General features: G+C 60.7%; 14 protein-coding genes. 7 read left to right on the top strand and 7 right to left on the bottom strand.

All coding sequences use genetic code 11. The features are described from left to right. From B5F98_RS07705 to rpmH, 7 genes are all read right to left on the bottom strand, one after another. Positions 1-1,120 (bottom strand): aminotransferase class V-fold PLP-dependent enzyme (locus B5F98_RS07705; protein ID WP_087371126.1); only part of this gene is annotated, 1,120 nt, incomplete at its 3' end. Between the two features lie 440 nt (positions 1,121-1,560). Then, positions 1,561-1,695, bottom strand: a complete 135-nt coding sequence (locus tag B5F98_RS13475) for a hypothetical protein (protein ID WP_275532892.1) — start codon at positions 1,693-1,695, stop codon at positions 1,561-1,563. A gap of 660 nt (positions 1,696-2,355) precedes the next feature. Next, positions 2,356-3,135, bottom strand: coding sequence for an RNA-binding cell elongation regulator Jag/EloR (jag, locus tag B5F98_RS07700; RefSeq protein WP_087371123.1), 780 nt, complete (start codon positions 3,133-3,135; stop codon positions 2,356-2,358). 17 nt (positions 3,136-3,152) lie between these two features. Then, the gene (locus tag B5F98_RS07695; RefSeq protein WP_087371120.1) at positions 3,153-4,454 is read right to left on the bottom strand and encodes a YidC/Oxa1 family membrane protein insertase; all 1,302 of its coding nucleotides are present in this window, start codon (positions 4,452-4,454) and stop codon (positions 3,153-3,155) included. A gap of 3 nt (positions 4,455-4,457) precedes the next feature. Continuing rightward, positions 4,458-4,703: a membrane protein insertion efficiency factor YidD gene (gene yidD / locus B5F98_RS07690; RefSeq protein WP_087234141.1), complete on the bottom strand. Its 246-nt coding sequence runs from the start codon at positions 4,701-4,703 to the stop codon at positions 4,458-4,460. A 4-nt stretch (positions 4,704-4,707) separates the two neighbouring features. After that, positions 4,708-5,046, bottom strand: a complete 339-nt coding sequence (rnpA, locus tag B5F98_RS07685) for a ribonuclease P protein component (protein WP_087371117.1) — start codon at positions 5,044-5,046, stop codon at positions 4,708-4,710. Positions 5,047-5,352: 306 nt separating this feature from the next. Next, on the bottom strand, positions 5,353-5,487 hold the full coding sequence (rpmH, locus tag B5F98_RS07680; protein WP_087234145.1) for a 50S ribosomal protein L34: 135 nt from the start codon (positions 5,485-5,487) through the stop codon (positions 5,353-5,355). A gap of 737 nt (positions 5,488-6,224) precedes the next feature. Between rpmH and dnaA the strand changes: the two genes are divergently transcribed. The 7 genes from dnaA (at position 6,225) to gyrA (ending at position 15,968) form a co-directional block, all read left to right on the top strand. Further along, positions 6,225-7,541, top strand: a complete 1,317-nt coding sequence (gene dnaA / locus B5F98_RS07675; protein WP_087371113.1) for a chromosomal replication initiator protein DnaA — start codon at positions 6,225-6,227, stop codon at positions 7,539-7,541. 436 nt (positions 7,542-7,977) lie between these two features. Beyond that, the gene (gene dnaN, locus B5F98_RS07670; RefSeq protein ID WP_087234167.1) at positions 7,978-9,096 is read left to right on the top strand and encodes a DNA polymerase III subunit beta; all 1,119 of its coding nucleotides are present in this window, start codon (positions 7,978-7,980) and stop codon (positions 9,094-9,096) included. Positions 9,097-9,396: 300 nt separating this feature from the next. Beyond that, positions 9,397-9,612 (top strand): RNA-binding S4 domain-containing protein, encoded by a 216-nt coding sequence (locus B5F98_RS07665; RefSeq protein WP_087371110.1) that lies wholly within the window; start codon positions 9,397-9,399, stop codon positions 9,610-9,612. Further along, complete coding sequence (gene recF / locus B5F98_RS07660) at positions 9,609-10,718, top strand: DNA replication/repair protein RecF (RefSeq protein ID WP_087371107.1); 1,110 nt, start codon at positions 9,609-9,611, stop codon at positions 10,716-10,718. Before B5F98_RS07665 ends, recF begins: the two co-directional genes overlap by 4 nt. 17 nt (positions 10,719-10,735) lie before the next feature. Continuing rightward, entirely contained in the window at positions 10,736-11,017 is a 282-nt protein-coding gene (locus tag B5F98_RS07655; RefSeq protein WP_242961626.1) for a DUF370 domain-containing protein, read from the top strand. Between the two features lie 456 nt (positions 11,018-11,473). Further along, positions 11,474-13,417 carry a DNA topoisomerase (ATP-hydrolyzing) subunit B gene (gene gyrB, locus B5F98_RS07650; RefSeq protein WP_087371100.1) on the top strand — a complete coding sequence of 648 codons (1,944 nt, stop codon included), beginning with the start codon at positions 11,474-11,476 and terminating at the stop codon, positions 13,415-13,417. A 13-nt stretch (positions 13,418-13,430) separates the two neighbouring features. Then, a complete protein-coding gene (gene gyrA, locus B5F98_RS07645; RefSeq protein ID WP_087371097.1) occupies positions 13,431-15,968 on the top strand; it encodes a DNA gyrase subunit A in 2,538 nt (845 codons plus the stop codon). Positions 15,969-16,179 lie beyond the last annotated feature (211 nt).

Below are 16,179 nucleotides of genomic sequence, written 5' to 3'. Positions count from 1 at the left end.
CCCTCACCGCTGCCCTGGAGGGGGTGGACCTGGGCGGGGGCAGAGGTGAGGCCCCGCCCAGGTCCACCCCCTCCAGGGCAGCGGTGAGGGCGGCCACGGTTTGGGAGCCGTCGGCACAGGTGAAGATGAGCACCACGTGGCCACTATCCGCCATCTCGTAATAGATGCCCCGGTCCATGAGGGTCTTGGCCACCCCGTAGCCGTCCCGGCAGTTGAGCACCAGCCGGGTGGGGTCCAGCTCCACACCCACCGGGCGCAGGGCGGGGAAGGTACACCGCAAGTGTTCCACAAGACCCACGGTTTCTGTGTAAGCTCGCCGCCCGTCCCCCTCCAGGTAGTCCCGCACCACATCCAACGCCGCCATCATCACATAGTTGGGGGAGGAGGTGCCGTAGAGGGAGGCCGCCCACCGCAGCTGGTCGGCGGTGTACCCCTGGGCCAGCAGCAGGGCGGTCTGGCCGGGGGCGGGGAGGGTCTTGTGGGCGGACACCACCACCACGTCGGCATACCTGTACCCGGTGTAGCCCAAGAAGGGCAGGTGGGCTCCATGGGCTCCGTCCACCATGAGCTTGGCCCCGTGGGCGTGGCAAATGGCGGCAAGAGCGGGAATATCTGACAACACGCCGTAATAAGTGGGCGATATTATACACACCGTTTTGATATTTGAGTGGTTTTTTAGAGCTTGGTCCACGTCCTGGGGCTGGATGGGCCCGGTGACCCCCTCCTCGGCCAGCCAGGGGCGGGGGAGGTAGTGGGGAGTGAGGTCTAAGAGGGCCAGGGCGTTGAACACGGAGCGGTGGGACCCCCGGTCCAGCAGCACCTCGCCGCCCGTCCCGGCGGTGAGGGCCAGGGCGGCGTGGATGCCCTGGGTGGAGCCGCCGGTGAGAAAGAGGCAGGACTCCATGCCCACGGCGTTGGCCCACAGGGCCTGAGCCTCCGCGATGGGGTCGTCGGCCTCGGGGTCGAAGAGGTCCCCGGTGGCGGGGTGCTCGGTGACGTCCAGATGGGCGGGCCAGAAGTCCAGCCCCGGGGCGGGGTGGCCGTGGTGGCCGGGCATATCCAGGCGGGTGAGGGGCTGGTGGGACAGCTCCACCAGGCGGTCAAAGAGGGGAGTTGGCATAAGCATCGCTTCCTTTTTCACGCTTCACTTGGCTTTCCCTTTTAGGGAAGCTGAAAGCCCATAAGGGCCGATATCAAAATCTGTTCTTCTCCGATTTCTCAGTCGCAGACCTGCGCCCCCGCCGGGGACGCTCCGCTGGGCCCCCTTTCTCAGCGATGAGAAAGAGGGGAAAGAATCGCCAAAGGCGGGGCCTTCCCCCGCCTTGTGGAATCCACCCCGCGGTACGGGGTGTCCCTGCGTCCTCCTATTTTCGGCCCTTGGACGGGTGGGGTCACATGGATGGCATGGCAATCCTATTGTAAGTTTCAGCTTCTATGGCAAATAAACTTCTACCTCCAGGGCCTTACCCTGGTGAGCCGCTGTTCCCAGCTAACGAACATCTGGCTCCCGGCGGCGGGAACGCCCCGCCTTTGGTGGGTCTTTGGTGACTTTCTGCCCAATCAGGCGGGCCAGAAGTCCAGACCCGGGGCGGGGTGGCCGTGGTGGCCAGGCATATCCAGGCGGGTGAGGGGCTGGTGGGACAGCTCCACCAGGCGGTCGTAGAGGGGGGTCATAGGGATCACATCCTTTTTCATGCTTTATGAAAAACAGATTTTGTCTCCAGTCCTGGAGATGGTTTATCTATTTTCGATGGTTCAGGCTTGGAAGCCTAGGGAACGCGCTCCCCGCTGGGGGTCCATTTTGACTGGCCAAAATGGACGAAAAGCCACTTAGGGCGTTCCCCCCTAAGTACCCCCCTGGGGTACGAGGCTGGAACTGCGTCAAGCCTAGGTTCGGCCCGTGACTCTTGCTGTGGCTCCTGGTACTGCCACCACACCAGGTTACCCTGGGCAGCTGGCCCTATGGCTGGGTGCTTTCCACCTCCGGGCCTGCCCTGGTACAGCGGCGTTCCCGCCGCCGGGAGCCAGGCCACGATCGCTGGGAACAGCGGCTCACCAGGGTAAGGCCCTGGGGAGTAGAAGTACCATCGTCAGAGGAGCAGGCACGCCCCATAGAATGCCTACGCCATCTATGTGACATGAACCAGTCCAGGGCCGAAAAGAGGAGCACGCAGGGATAGCCAGTACCGCGGGGTGGATTCCACAAGGCGGGGGAAGGCCCCGCCTTTGGTGGGTCTTTGGTGACTTTCTGCCCAATCAGAAAGTCACCCCAGCGGAGCGCGTCTCCCCTCACCAGGGGAGAAGAGAAATACAACAATGGCCTGCCGTGGACTTCCACAGCAGGCCATGAAGTTGTTAATGTTTCTGGGGGGTGTAAGCCACAACCGTACGGCGGTTGGGCTCGGTGCCGGTGGAATAGGTGCTCACACCAGCCACGTCCTGGAGGGCGGCGTGGATGACATGACGCTCGTAGGCGTTCATGGCCTCCAGGGTGATGTTGCGGCGGTACTTGACCACCTTGGCCGCGGTCTTGTGGGCCAGCCGCTGGAGGGCCTCCTCCCGGCGGGCACGATACCCTTCCGCATCCACATGGATGCGCACCCGGTGGCTGCGGCCCCGGTTGACCACGTAGCCGGTGAGCTGCTGGATGGCGTCCAGGGTCTCGCCCCGGTGGCCAATGAGGGCGCCCATGTTCTCGCCCTCCAGCACCACCTGGTAGGTCTCCCCGTCCCGGGTCACCCGGGACGTGGCCTCCACCCCCATCTGGGCGAACAGGCCGGACTGGAAGCGGATGATGCCCTGAGCCACCTCGTCATCCACAACTTCCACCACAGGTGTGGAAGTCTGGGCGGGCTGCTCCTCTACAGGCTGGGTTGCCACCACGGGCACCACCTTCTCCTCCACCACAGGGGCGGCGGGGGCAGGGGCGGGCTGCTCTTCCACCACGGGGGCCTCATCGGGGGCCTCGTAGGTGAGCTTTACCTTGGCGGGCACAGAACCGATGCCCAAAAAGCCGGTCTTGCCTCGCTCCAAAATCTCCAGAGACACATCGTCCCGGTCCAGACCCAGCTGGGCCAGACCCTTGGCAATGGCCTCGTCCTCATTCTTGCCGGTTACTTCAATAAACTTCAGCACGATGGTGCACTCCTTCCTTAGCCCTTGGGGTCTTGCTCTTCGCTCTCGGGGGCGTAGGCCTCCTCATACTCCCCATCCTGGTCCAGGTCCTGGTCGGCCTCCACGGCCTCGGGCACCACGGGGGGAATCACCGGGGTGGTGTTGTCCTTCTTCTCCACCACAGGCTCGGTCTCCTCCGGCTCCACATCCTCTTCCACCGTGTGGCGGACGGGGTTGGGGTCCACATAAGGGGTGATGGGGTAGCGGTTGGGGTCGTAGGCACGGCCACGGGCATAGGTACGCATACCCTCCCGGCTGGCGGTGACATCCACGCCCTTGCTCTTCTTCTCCTTGACCTTCTTGCCCTTGTTGGCGGCGATGGCCTGGGCCTTGCGCTGGGCGGCCTGGCGGCGGCGCTCCTTCTCGGCCTCCTTGGCACGGGCAGCCTGCTGGGCGATCTGGCGCTGGGCGGCCTCATAGTCCTTCTTGAGGATCTTGCCGCAGATGACTTCCTGCACCATCATGAACAGGGAGTTGGCAATCCAGTACACACACAAGCCGGCGGGCATGGCAAAGCCGATCCACAGAGAGATCAGGGGGCTCATGATCATCATGGAGTTCATGCCGGCGGGCTTCTGGTCTGCGTTCATCTGGTTGGTGCGCTGGGACACGATCATGGACAGCAGGGACAGGCAGGCGGAGATGACGGGCAGCAGGAACAGACCCACAGAGTTGGGGGTGATGCCGCCGTCCCAGAACTTCCAGTTGGGGATCTGGGACAGGTCCAGGCCCAGGAAGTTAAAGTTGATGACAAACATGCCGCCTGCGGACAGGCCAGCGGCGGTGACGGCCTCCTTGGCGGTGGCCAGGTTGCCGCTGTTCATGGTGGCGGCCAGGGTCAGCTCACCGTAGCCGGAGCCGGCCACAAAGCCCTGCAATCCCAGGGCGTTGGCCACGGCGGTGGTGCCTGCATCGCTCAGACCCATCAAATACTTGAGGGGCCGGCGGATGATGGCATACAGAGGCATCAGGATGGCCAGAGGGATGAGGGACCAACCGCAGCCGCCCATGGGGCTGACCTGGTTGTCCGCATAGAGCTTGTTGACCTCCTGACTATAACGCTCCCGGTCGCTGCCGCAGCGCTGCTGAATCTCTTTGACCTGGCTGTTGAGCAGATTCATCTTGATCATGCTCTTCTTGCCCTTGAGAGACAGGGGGAAGAGGATGACTTTCACCACCAGGGTAAAGACGATCAGGGCAACGCCGTAGCTATTAAAGACCCGACAGAAGGTCTCCAGCAACCAGCTAAAGGGCGTCATGAGGATTTGCCAGATATCCATGTGTTACCTCCTGGATAATCGAGTTTTTTTCGGTGGTACGGGGTCGTAGATGAAGCCTTTTTCCTTGTGAAATGGATGGCAGCGCAGCACCCGCCACGCCGCCAACAGTCCACCCTTGAGCGCCCCGTGGACCTCAATGGCCTGAAGGGCGTAGGTGGAGCAGGTGGGAATAAAGCGGCAGCTGGGAGGCCGGGTGGGGGAGATGTTCTTGCGGTAATACCGCACCAGAAACAGCAAAATCTGTTTCATTCTCTCACTTCTCCACCAGATTCAGCTTGCGGCACAGCCGCACAAAGGACTCCTCCAGCTGTCGGTAATACGAGGAACCGGCCCGCACCCGGGCCACCACCACCAGGTCCACCCCCCGCACCAGCTGGTGCTCGTGGAGGCGGTAGATCTCCCGCAGGCGGCGGCGCAGCCGATTGCGCACCACAGCATGTCCCACCTTGGTGGACACGGTGAGGCCCAGCCGATTGCCGGGCCGTCCGTTGCGCCGCACGTAGATGGCCAGACGGCTGTCTGCGGCGGTGTTGCCCTTGCGGTAGAGACGGCGGAAGATGTGGTTTTCCTTTAACGATACCGTGTATTTCACAAAAAAACTCCCTTCATCAGGGTGGGAACATCGGAATGATGAAAAAACAGGTAGTTCCTGTGGAGACATTGCCATCCATCCCCAAGAGACACTTGCGAGAAATTTTTCGTCACCAAAGAGGCGCGGCTTTGCAGAAATACTTTGTGTATTTCAAAAAGTCGCAACGAATTTGGGGCGGAAAAGAGCCGCAAGGGGCCGCAGGGGCATGGATGGTAAGGTCTCCACGTATACGAACGTAGGGGCGAGGGATTACTCCCGCGCCCCTGCTTTATTCACATATATCCGATGTTGCCGCTGTTGCCACCATCAGTGGGTGAGACGGACGCGGCCCTTGGCACGACGGCGAGCCAGAACCTTGCGGCCGTTGGCAGTGGCCATGCGCTTACGGAAACCATGGACCTTGGAGCGATGACGCTTCTTGGGCTGATAGGTACGAACCATGCGGAAACACCTCCTGTACAGATTGGCAAAGCACAAAGCCCTTACGGGGGGCTGTGCCGCCCTCCACAACATCCCGTGTGGGATGCGGTCGGTAAAATCAATGCGCTCAATAGCGCACACGAAATTATACCCAAATCTCCCCCTTCTGTCAAGAAAAATTCCAATCTTTTTTCGCAAGAATTGGGTAACACAAGATGTTGTGGTGGTATTTTTTCCTTTTAACAACACCATCCGTTTTTCCGCAATTTGTGGAGAAAGTGTGGAAATTTTTCTGCTACAATATAAATATAGAATTGCCCTTTGGCGTTTTTTTTGATATAATGCTTGTTACCAATCCACAATGCTCATGCTCTCCTGCTTCCCCGGTGATACCCACCGGGGCTTTGGCGCTTGCCTCCAAAGTCCCGGCCCACGACCAGGGGAACGGTTTTTTGCGCCTTTGGGGCAATCTGTGTATGAGATGTGTGCCGCTACACCCACCGGAAGCTCTGGTTTCCCATTTAGCGGCCTGTTTTTCCGCACCCTAGGGCGCATCTGAAAACCAAGAAATCGCCGAATTTTCCACAAGCAACAGACAGATACCAGGCAAAAAGCGCAGGAATCCTGGGTGGATTCCGAGCATTTTTAACGCAGTAGCTGGCGTTGATGGTTGGAAAAGTCAATGATTTCGACTTTTCAGAAAGCCCCTAGGCGGAAGGCTGAAATACTCTCTTGTTTTGTTTGAGGAGGCTCATGCCATGAAGTCAGCTGCTGACGTATGGGAAAAAGTAAAGACTTTGATGGAGAAGGACATGACCGCCGTGTCCATCGAAACCTGGTTTGGCGACGTGGAGGCGGTGGCTCTGGATGAGAGCGGCCTCATTCTCTGCGTCCCCACCGAATTTAAGCGCAACATCATCCGCACCCGGTTTTTGACCGCGGTGGAACACGGACTGCGGGAGCTGTTCTCCTTTGACGTGGCGGTGACCCTGATGCTCCCCCAGGAGCGGGACCAGTACCGCAAGGCCGGACCCACCCAGCCCGGGGACCCCGCCTTCCAGGAGTACACCTTCGACCGATTTGTGGTGGGCTCCACCAACAAATTCGCCTTCACCGCCGCTGTGAAGGTGGCCAACGAGCCGGGCGGGGCCTACAACCCCCTGTTCATCTACGGCCAGTCGGGGCTGGGCAAGACCCACTTGCTCCACGCCATCGCCAACCGGGTGCGGGAAAACCACCCCAACTACCGGATTATGTACATCAAAAGCGAGGACTTCGTCAACGAGCTCATCTCGAATTTGCGCCACGGCAACGACATGCAGGGCTTCCGGGACAAGTATCGGACGGTGGACCTGTTTTTGATGGACGACGTGCAGTTCATCGCCGGCAAGGACTCCAGCGAGGAGGAGCTGTTCCACACCTTTAATACCCTGTATGAGCAGAAAAAACAGATCGTCTTCACCTCCGACCGCCCGCCCCAGGAGATGCTGCGCTTAGAGCAGCGTCTGAAAACCCGGTTCGAGCAGGGCCTCCCCGCGGACATCCAGCCCCCGGACTACGAGACCCGTATGGCCATTCTGAAAAACAAGTCTCTGGAGCGGGGCATTGTGCTCCCCGACCCGGTGCTGTCCTACGTGGCGGAGAACATCACCTCCAACGTGCGGCAAATTGAGGGCGTGGTCAACAAGATCATGGCCTTCCAGGAGCTGATGGGCGCCCAGGTGGATGTGGAGAACACCATCCGGGCGGTGCGGGACATTCTCCGGGCCAAAGAGGACTTTTTGCCCTCGGCGGAGACCATCATCCAGGAGGTGGCCCGGTTCTACGAGCTGGACAGCGACGCCCTGCGGGGCCAGAGCCAGAACAAGGAGATCACCACCGCCCGTAACGTGGCCATGTATATTATTCGTGAGATGACCCAGCTGTCTCTGGCGGAGATCGGCCAGCAGTTCGGCGGCCGTCACCACTCCACCGTCCTCAACTCCATCAACCGGGTGGAGAAGATGATGAAAGAGCAGCCCGAGCTCACCGAGATCATCCGGGACATCACCAACGCCGTCAATTCGGCCTGGTAAATCGGACAAAAAGCCCTCGGCAGAGTTTTTCCGCCCGCAGGCGGGAAAATAAATTGAAATCTCGTATTTTCCCAGGACATGTGCATGGGAAAATACACCGCTCAGACCGCAAGCGTGCGAGCGTAGGCGAGTGCGACGCAGCGGTCTGCAACCCCCTCCATGACATGCGTGCATGGCATGGAATTCAGCTTCCACAACTTCAACCGAGTTTTCCACAATCTTGCGGACTGTGGTGTGGAAGGCTGTGGAGGTCCCCTGTGACCCATGGTCCCCTATGGAGGCTGTGGAAGCTGTGTGGAAGTTTTCAAAACCCGGAAACCCTTGGGGCCGTAAGCGTTGTGGAAATCTCCACAGCTTCCGCACCCCCTACTGCCTACTACGATTTTTTTAAACCTTTCCTCTCTTTTTGGCGGGGAAACGAGAAAGGATGCACACCATGAAATTTTCCTGTGAAAAAGCCATTTTACAGTCAGCAGTATTGATCGCAGGGCGAGTGGTCGCCACCAAAAGCACCATTTCTGCTCTGGAAGGCATCTTAGTGGAGGCCTCCACCGAAGGTCTGCGCCTGTCTGGATACAATTTGGAAACCGGCATCATCACCCGGGTGGACGCCCAGGTCACCCAGCCCGGTTCTCTGATTTTGTCGGCAAGACTGTTTGGTGAGATCATCCGAAAGCTGCCCGACGACATGATCACCGTGTCCACCGAGGGAAATTCCGTCCACATTGCCTGTGGACCCACCTCGTTTGACATCATGGGCAGCCCCGCCGACGAATTTCCCGAGCTGCCCGCCGTGGACGACGGCAGTTCCGTCACCCTGACCCAGTCCGCCCTCCGGTCCATGCTCTCCCAGGTGCTCTTTGCCGTGAGCACCAACGAGTCCCGACCTGTCCACACCGGCGCCCTGTTCGAGGTGGAGGACACCACCCTGACCCTGGTGGCGGTGGACGGCTACCGCCTGGCCCTGAGAAGAGAAACTTTTATCCGTAAATTTGGCATGAATACCTTCTCTTTTGTGGTTCCTGGTAACGCTTTGACCGAAGTGGAGCGCATCTGCGCCGACTGTGACGACGAGGTAATTGTCACCCTGGGTGACCGCCACGTCACCTTCCAGGTGGGTCAGACCCTGCTGGTGTCCCGCCGTCTGGAGGGTGAATTCCTCAATTATCGCCAGACCATCCCCCAAAATAACCCCATTTCCCTGTATGTGGACACCTCTATGCTGCAATTGTCCATTGACCGCGCCTCTCTCATTATCAATGATAAGCTGAAGAGCCCCCTGCGGTGCAAATTTGAGGACGGCTCTCTGGCCATTTCTTCCAGAACCGCCATCGGCTCCGCCTTTGACCGCTGCCCCATTGCCGGAGACGGTCAGGGGCTGGAGATTGGCTTCAACAACCGGTATTTAATGGAAGCGGTGAAGGCCGCCCCCGCTCAGGAGGTGCGCATGGAGCTGGGCACCCCCACTTCCCCCTGCCTGCTGCTGCCCAAGGACGGGGAGCCTGATAACTTCCTGTATATGATTCTGCCGGTGCGGCTGAAAGCGGGGGAATAAATATACACCATGGGTGTATATTTAATGAATAGTGAAGAATGAAAAATGAAGAATGCAGGCCCTAAACCTTGCAGCGTTTCTTGCAATGCGGTGGGTAGGGGAGGGGCTTGCCCCTCCCAAATCTCCCAGGGCAAGGCCAGGGCACCAGCGGGCCGGGCAAGCCCGGCCCCTACCCCCGGTTGAGATAGCTGCATTCGAACATGAAATCTGTGCCGCCTTGCGGCACACCACAATTATTCATTATTCGTTATTCATTATTCATTTTCTGCGGTCCATTTGGCGTTTTTAAGGAGAAGCTATATGAAAAAGGATAATATTACGATCACCACCGAGTTCATCAAGCTGGACTCTCTTTTGAAGTTTGCCAACGCCGTGGCCACCGGCGGTGAGGCCAAGCAGATCGTCCAGGACGGTCTGGTGAAGGTCAACGGGGAAGTCTGCACCATGCGGGGCAAGAAAATCCGCCCCGGCGACGTGGTGGAGGTGGATGGGCAGCTGGAGCTGACGGTGGAATGACCGTCCAGCGGCTCACCTTAGAGCACTTCCGCAACTACACCCACCTGGAGGCAGACTTCCACCCAGGGGTCAACGTCATTGTGGGGGAGAACGCCCAGGGCAAGACCAATCTGTTGGAGGCCATCGGCTATCTCTCCTCCGGCGGGTCTCACCGGGCGAGAAACCACCGGGAGCTGGTGCAGTTTGGCTGCGACCGGGCCCGGGTGACGGGGAAGCTGTGGAACGGCCAGCGGGAGCTGGTGCTGGACGCCCAGCTGCCCGTGGGGGCCCGGCGGAAGTTTACCTGCAACGGGGTGGGGCTCAAGACCCTGGGAGAGCTGTCGGGGCTGCTGCCCTCGGTGCTCTTCTGCCCGGAGGACCTGCACCTCATCCGGGAGGGGGCCGGGGTGCGGCGTCGGTTTTTAAACGACTGCATCTGTCAGCTGCGCCCCCGGTATGCCATGGCCCTGTCCAACTATCGGCGGCTGTGGGAGCACAAGACCCGGATTTTACGGGACTGCGGGGAGAAGCCCTCGCTGATGTACGCCCTGGACGCCTTTTCCCAGCAGATGGCGGAGTATGGGGCCATTTTGATTCACTACCGGGCCCATTTCGTCAAGCGGCTCCAGGAGACTGCCCCCGCCATCCACGCCGACTGTTCCGGGGGCGGGGAGGTGCTGGACCTTCATTACCACACCGTGTCCACCGTCACCGACCCCTTAGCCGCCCCCAAAGTGATTTTGGAGCAGCTGCTGGACCACATGGAGCGCCACAAACAGGCGGAGATTCACAGCCGCAGCTGTCTGTCCGGGCCCCACAAGGACGACCTGGTGCTGGACATCAACGGCCAGTCCGCCAAGGGCTTTGCCTCCCAGGGGCAGACCCGCACCGCCGCCCTGGCCTTGAAGCTGGCGGCCCGGGACATCATGTTCCAGGACACCGGGCAATGGCCGGTGCTGCTGCTGGACGACGTGCTCTCGGAGCTGGACCGGCGGCGGCAGGAGTTTGTCCTCAACCGCATCCCCACGGGCCAGGTGTTCATCACCTGCTGCGAGGTGGAGAAGGAGGAGCTTTTGGAGCAGGGTAAGGTGTTTCACATCTGCCAAGGGGCATTACAGGAGGAGTAAGGGCTGTGTATCTGTATATGGGACAACAAGTCATGGTGCCCGAGGAGGACCTGGTGGGCATCTTCGACTTGGACAACACCACCTGGTCCCACCGCACCCGGACTTTTTTGGACCGGGCTGAGGAGGAGGGACGGGTGATCTTTGTGGGGGAAGACCTGCCTCGCTCCTTCATCCTGTGTGAGACGGAGGAGGGGGAGGAAGTGGTGTTTCTCTCCCAATTGAGCGCTGCCACTCTGGCCAAGCGGGCGGAATCCAACCCCTGGACGGGGCTGGATTCGCCAATGAATAATGAAAAATGAAGAATGAATAATTGCGGTGTGCCGCCTGTGGCGGCACGGATTATGGCTCCCTCCGGGAGGCTTGAGGCTGGCAGTTACCGGAGGATTCGCTCGGCGGCGGAAACGCCGCACACCAGGGTAAGGCCCTGGAAGGAGCGGCATCGACTCACAGAGAAGGGAGCGCTGCCCATAGATTTGCCAGGCCATCCATGTGACCTCACCGGGGCCAGGGCCGAACTGACACTTGACGCAGGGACAGCCCCGTACCCCAGGGAGGTTCTTAGGGGGGAACGCCCTAAGCGGGTTTTGGTACCTTTTGCCCGCTCAAAAGGTACCCCCAGCGGGGAGCGTCCCCACCAGGCTGGCAGGCCGGGCCCCCTGGCCGAATAGACAGACGACACCTGAGTTCTCCTCTTTGAGGAGGAGAACATGACAGTTTTTATATAACCACTGAACGTTTTTCGGGAGGAACTAGCAATGTCAGAACATATGGAACACAGCCCCACCGCCGTGGAGCACGAATACGGCGCGTCCGAGATTCAGGTCCTGGAGGGGCTGGAGGCGGTCCGCAAGCGACCGGGCATGTACATCGGCTCCACCTCGTCCTCCGGTCTCCACCACCTGGTGTATGAGATCGTGGACAACGCCATCGACGAGGCTCTGGCCGGGTACTGCGACACCATCACCGTGGAGATTCTGGACGGCGACGTCATCCGGGTCACCGACAACGGCCGCGGCATCCCCGTGGACATCCAGCCCCAGACCGGGCGGCCCGCCCTGGAGGTGGTGTACACCGTCCTCCACGCCGGCGGCAAGTTCGGCGGCGGCGGCTACAAGGTCTCCGGCGGCCTCCACGGCGTGGGCGCCAGCGTGGTCAACGCCCTGTCTGAGTGGCTGGAGGTGCGGGTGCACAAGAACGGGAACATCTACGAGATGAAGTTCTCCCGGGGCAACATCACCCAGGAAATGACCATCATCGGCACCACCGACCACACCGGCACCGAGGTGGTGTTTAAGCCCGACCCGGAGATGTTCGAGGACACCGTGTACGACTACGAGATCCTCCACAAGCGCATGCGGGAGCAGGCCTTCTTGAATGCCGGCATTCACATCCTCATGGCTGACCGCAGAGCTGGCCAGGAGCAAGAGGAGTCCATGTGCTACCAGGGCGGTATCCGGGAGTTTGTCACCTTCATCAACAAGAATAAGACCGCCCTCCATGAAGAGGTCATCTACATGTCGGGCACCAAGGACGACTCCATGGCGGAGATCGCCCTGCAATACAACGACAGCTACAACGAGGTCATTGTCTCCTTTGCCAACAACGTGCACACCCCCGAGGGCGGCATGCACGAGGAGGGCTTTAAGCGGGCCCTCACCAACGTGCTCAACGCCTACGGCAAGAAGGCGGGCCTTCTCAAAGGGGACGACAAGGTCTCCGGCGAGGACTGCCGGGAGGGCCTGACCTGCGTCATTTCCGTCAAGCTCACCGAGGCCCAGTTCGAGGGCCAGACCAAGGCCAAGCTGGGCAACAGCGAGATCCGCACCCTGGTCAACGCCGTGGTGTCCGACAAGCTGGAGCAGTTTTTGGAGGAGAACCCCGCGGTGGGCCGCACCATCCTGGAAAAGGCCATGATGGCCAACCGGGCCAGAGAGGCCGCCCGCCGTGCCCGGGAAAACATCCGCCGCAAGAACGCCCTGGAGGGGGCCACCCTCCCCGGCAAGCTGGCCGACTGCTACGAGCGGGACCCCGCTTTGACCGAAATCTACATCGTGGAGGGTGACTCCGCTGGCGGCTCTGCCAAGCAGGGCCGAGATTCCCGCTTCCAGGCCATTCTCCCCCTGTGGGGCAAGATGCTCAACGTGGAGAAGGCCCGGGCGGACAAAGTGTACGGCAACGACAAGCTCACCCCTGTCATCACCGCCCTGGGCGCTGGATTGGGGGACGAGTTCGACGAGGAGAAGCTGCGCTACCACAAGGTGGTCATCATGGCCGATGCCGACGTGGACGGCGCCCACATCCGTACCCTGCTTCTGACCTTCTTCTTCCGCTTCATGCGCCCCCTCATTGACCGGGGCTATGTGTACGCCGCCGTGCCCCCCCTGTACAAGCTCACCCGGGGCAAGGTGACCCGAGTGGCCTTCACCGATCAGGAGCGGGACAAGATCTCCGCCGAGATGCGTGGGGACAACCCCAACGCCAAGGTGGACATCAGCCGCTTCAAGGGCTTGGGCGAGATGGACCCCCACGAGCTGTGGGAGACCACCATGAACCCGGAGACCCGCACCCTCAAGCGCATCACCCTGGAGGACGCCGTGCGGGCCGACGAGATCTTCACCCTGCTCATGGGGGAGAAAGTGGAGCCCCGTCGGGAATACATTGAGCGCAACGCCGACAAGGCCATGAACCTGGACTATTGAGGAGATTGCATCCATGGCAAACAAAGAAGATTACCAGAGTCGGGACATTACCTTTCCCGACCAGAAAATTGTAGAGATCAATTTGGAGCACGAGATGGAGAACGCGTACATCGAGTACGCCATGTCCGTCATCGTGGGCCGTGCCCTGCCCGACGTGCGGGACGGCCTGAAGCCGGTGCACCGCCGCATCCTCTACTCCATGTACGAGAGCGGCCTGACCAGCGACAAGCCCTTTAAGAAGTCCGCCACCTGCGTGGGTGACGTGCTGGGTAAATACCACCCCCACGGCGACGCCTCCGTGTACGACGCCATGGTGCGTCTGGCCCAGGACTTCTCCATGCGCTACCCCCTGGTGGACGGCCACGGCAACTTCGGCTCCGTGGACGGCGACCCCCCGGCCGCCTACCGTTACACCGAGGCCCGCATGTCCAAGATGTGCAACGAGATGCTCCGGGACATCGACAAGGACACCGTGGACTGGGACCCCAACTTTGACGAGTCCCTGAAAGAGCCCCGGGTGCTCCCCTCCCGGTTCCCCAACCTGCTGGTCAACGGCTCCTCCGGCATCGCCGTGGGCATGACCACCAACATCCCGCCCCACAACCTGCGGGAGGTCATTGACGCCACCATCTGTGTGCTGGACAACGAGAACGCCACCCTGGACGACCTGATGGAGCACATCAAGGGCCCCGACTTCCCCACCCGGGGTGTCATCATGGGCCGGGCGGGCATCCGGGCCGCCTACGCCACCGGTAAGGGCCACATCAAGGTGCGGGCCCGCACCGAGATGGAGGAGTTCGGCAACGGCCGCACCCGCATCATTGTCACCGAGCTGCCCTACCAGGTGAACAAGTCCCGTCTGGTGGAGAACATCGCCGACCAGGTGAAGGACAAGCGTCTGGAGGGCATCTCCGGGCTGCGGGATGAGTCCGACGGCAAGAAGGGCATGCGCATTGTCATTGAGCTGAAAAAGGACGCCAACCCCCAGGTCACCCTGAACCGGCTGTTTGCCCAGACCCAGATGCAGACCACCTTCGGCGTCATTCTGCTGGCTCTGGTGAACAACCAGAAGCAGCCCAAGATTCTCACCCTGCGCCAGATTCTGGACGAGTACATCGCCTTCCAGGAAGAAGTGCTCACCCGGCGCACCCAGTACGACCTGAAAAAGGCCCAGGAGCGGGCCCACCTGCTGCGTGGCCTGCTCATCGCCCAGGACAACATTGACGAGGTCATCCGCATCATCCGCTCCAGCTACGACGACGCCAAGGAGAAGCTGATGGAGCGCTTCGGGCTGGACGATGTCCAGGCCCAGGCCATTCTGGACATGCGCCTGAAGGCGTTGCAGGGACTGGACCGGGAGAAGCTGCAGGCCGAGTTCGACGAGCTCCAGGCCCGCATTGCCTACTACAACCAGCTGCTCTCTGACGAGACCATGCTGCGGGGCGTGCTGAAAGAGGAGCTCATCCAGATCCGGGACAAGTACGGCGACGAGCGCCGCACCGAGATCGGCTTTGCCGAGGACGATTTGGACATTGAGGACCTGATTGTGGAGGAGCAGTGCGTGTTCACCATGACCGCCAACGGCTACATCAAGCGCACCTCCGCCAGCGAGTACGCTGCCCAGGGCAAGGGCGGCATGGGTAAGAAGGGCATGGCCACCCGGGAGGAGGACTACGTGAACACCGTGTTCACCGCCTCCACCCATGACTGGATTCTCTTCTTCACCGACAAGGGCCGGGTGTTCCGCAAGAAGGGCTATCAAATCGCCGAGGCGGGCCGCACCGCCCGGGGCACCAACATCGTCAACGTCCTCCAGGTGGACGGGGACGAGCGGGTCACCGAGATGATCCACACCCGGGACCTCACCGCCCAGGACCGCTACCTGGTGATGATGACCCGCAACGGCACCGTCAAGCGCATTGCCATGGACGCCCTGCGCAACCTGCGCAACAATGGCCTTAGAGTCATCACCCTGGAGGAAGGGGACGAGCTCATCACCGTGCGGGAGACCGACGGAACGAGAAACATCCTCATTGCCACCCACGACGGACAGGCCATCTGCTTTGCCGAGACCGATGTCCGTGTCATGGGCCGCACCGCTGTGGGCGTGCGGGGCATCCGCCTGAAGGAAGGGGACTACGTGGTGGGCGCTGCCCGGGCCACCCCCGGCAAGGCGGTTCTCTCCATCACCCAGAACGGCTACGGCAAGCGCACCGCCGTGGAGGAGTACCGCATCACCAACCGTGGCGGTCTGGGCATCCGCAACTACATGGTAACGGATAAGACCGGCCCCGTGGTGGGCATCAAGGTGGTGGACGGCAGCGAGGACATCATCGTGGTCACCCAGTCCGGCACCCTCATCCGCACCGACGTGGACGGCATCCGTCTGGCGGGCCGCTCCACTCAGGGCGTCATTGTCATGCGCTTCAAGGAGGAGGGGGACCAGGTCATCGCCCTGGCCCTGGCCGACAAGGCCCCCGAAGAGGCCGCCGACACCGACACTTCAACAGATGTGGAAAACTCTGTGGAAGTTGTGGAAGGTCAGGAATAACCAAATTGCGACAAAGAGAAAGCGCGCACAAACTGTGCGCGCTTTCTCACAAAAGACGGAAATTTTTAGATAAAAAGCCTCGCAGAGTTCCGTCACCCGCAGGTGACGGAATAAAATGAAATCATGTCATTTCCGGGGACATGCGCATCGGAAATGACACTTCTCATGACGGATGGGGTGACTTTTTCGTAAGAAATCGAACCACATCCGG

It is taken from the genome of Pseudoflavonifractor sp. An44 (assembly GCF_002161675.1).
GTDB lineage: Bacteria > Bacillota > Clostridia > Oscillospirales > Oscillospiraceae > Enterenecus > Enterenecus faecium.
Note: the sequence above shows the minus strand (reverse complement) of the source record. Positions and strands in the feature narration are given on the sequence as shown.

Coding starts and splice junctions, on each gene's coding strand:
- B5F98_RS07655 (WP_242961626.1), top strand. CDS start 10,736: ATGGGACAACAAGTCATGGTGCCCGAGGAGGACCTGGTGGGCATCTTC.
- recF (WP_087371107.1), top strand. CDS start 9,609: ATGACCGTCCAGCGGCTCACCTTAGAGCACTTCCGCAACTACACCCAC.
- yidD (WP_087234141.1), bottom strand. CDS start 4,703: ATGAAACAGATTTTGCTGTTTCTGGTGCGGTATTACCGCAAGAACATC.
- B5F98_RS13475 (WP_275532892.1), bottom strand. CDS start 1,695: ATGAAAAAGGATGTGATCCCTATGACCCCCCTCTACGACCGCCTGGTG.
- rpmH (WP_087234145.1), bottom strand. CDS start 5,487: ATGGTTCGTACCTATCAGCCCAAGAAGCGTCATCGCTCCAAGGTCCAT.
- gyrB (WP_087371100.1), top strand. CDS start 11,474: ATGTCAGAACATATGGAACACAGCCCCACCGCCGTGGAGCACGAATAC.
- dnaA (WP_087371113.1), top strand. CDS start 6,225: ATGAAGTCAGCTGCTGACGTATGGGAAAAAGTAAAGACTTTGATGGAG.
- B5F98_RS07695 (WP_087371120.1), bottom strand. CDS start 4,454: ATGGATATCTGGCAAATCCTCATGACGCCCTTTAGCTGGTTGCTGGAG.
- B5F98_RS07665 (WP_087371110.1), top strand. CDS start 9,397: ATGAAAAAGGATAATATTACGATCACCACCGAGTTCATCAAGCTGGAC.
- dnaN (WP_087234167.1), top strand. CDS start 7,978: ATGAAATTTTCCTGTGAAAAAGCCATTTTACAGTCAGCAGTATTGATC.
- gyrA (WP_087371097.1), top strand. CDS start 13,431: ATGGCAAACAAAGAAGATTACCAGAGTCGGGACATTACCTTTCCCGAC.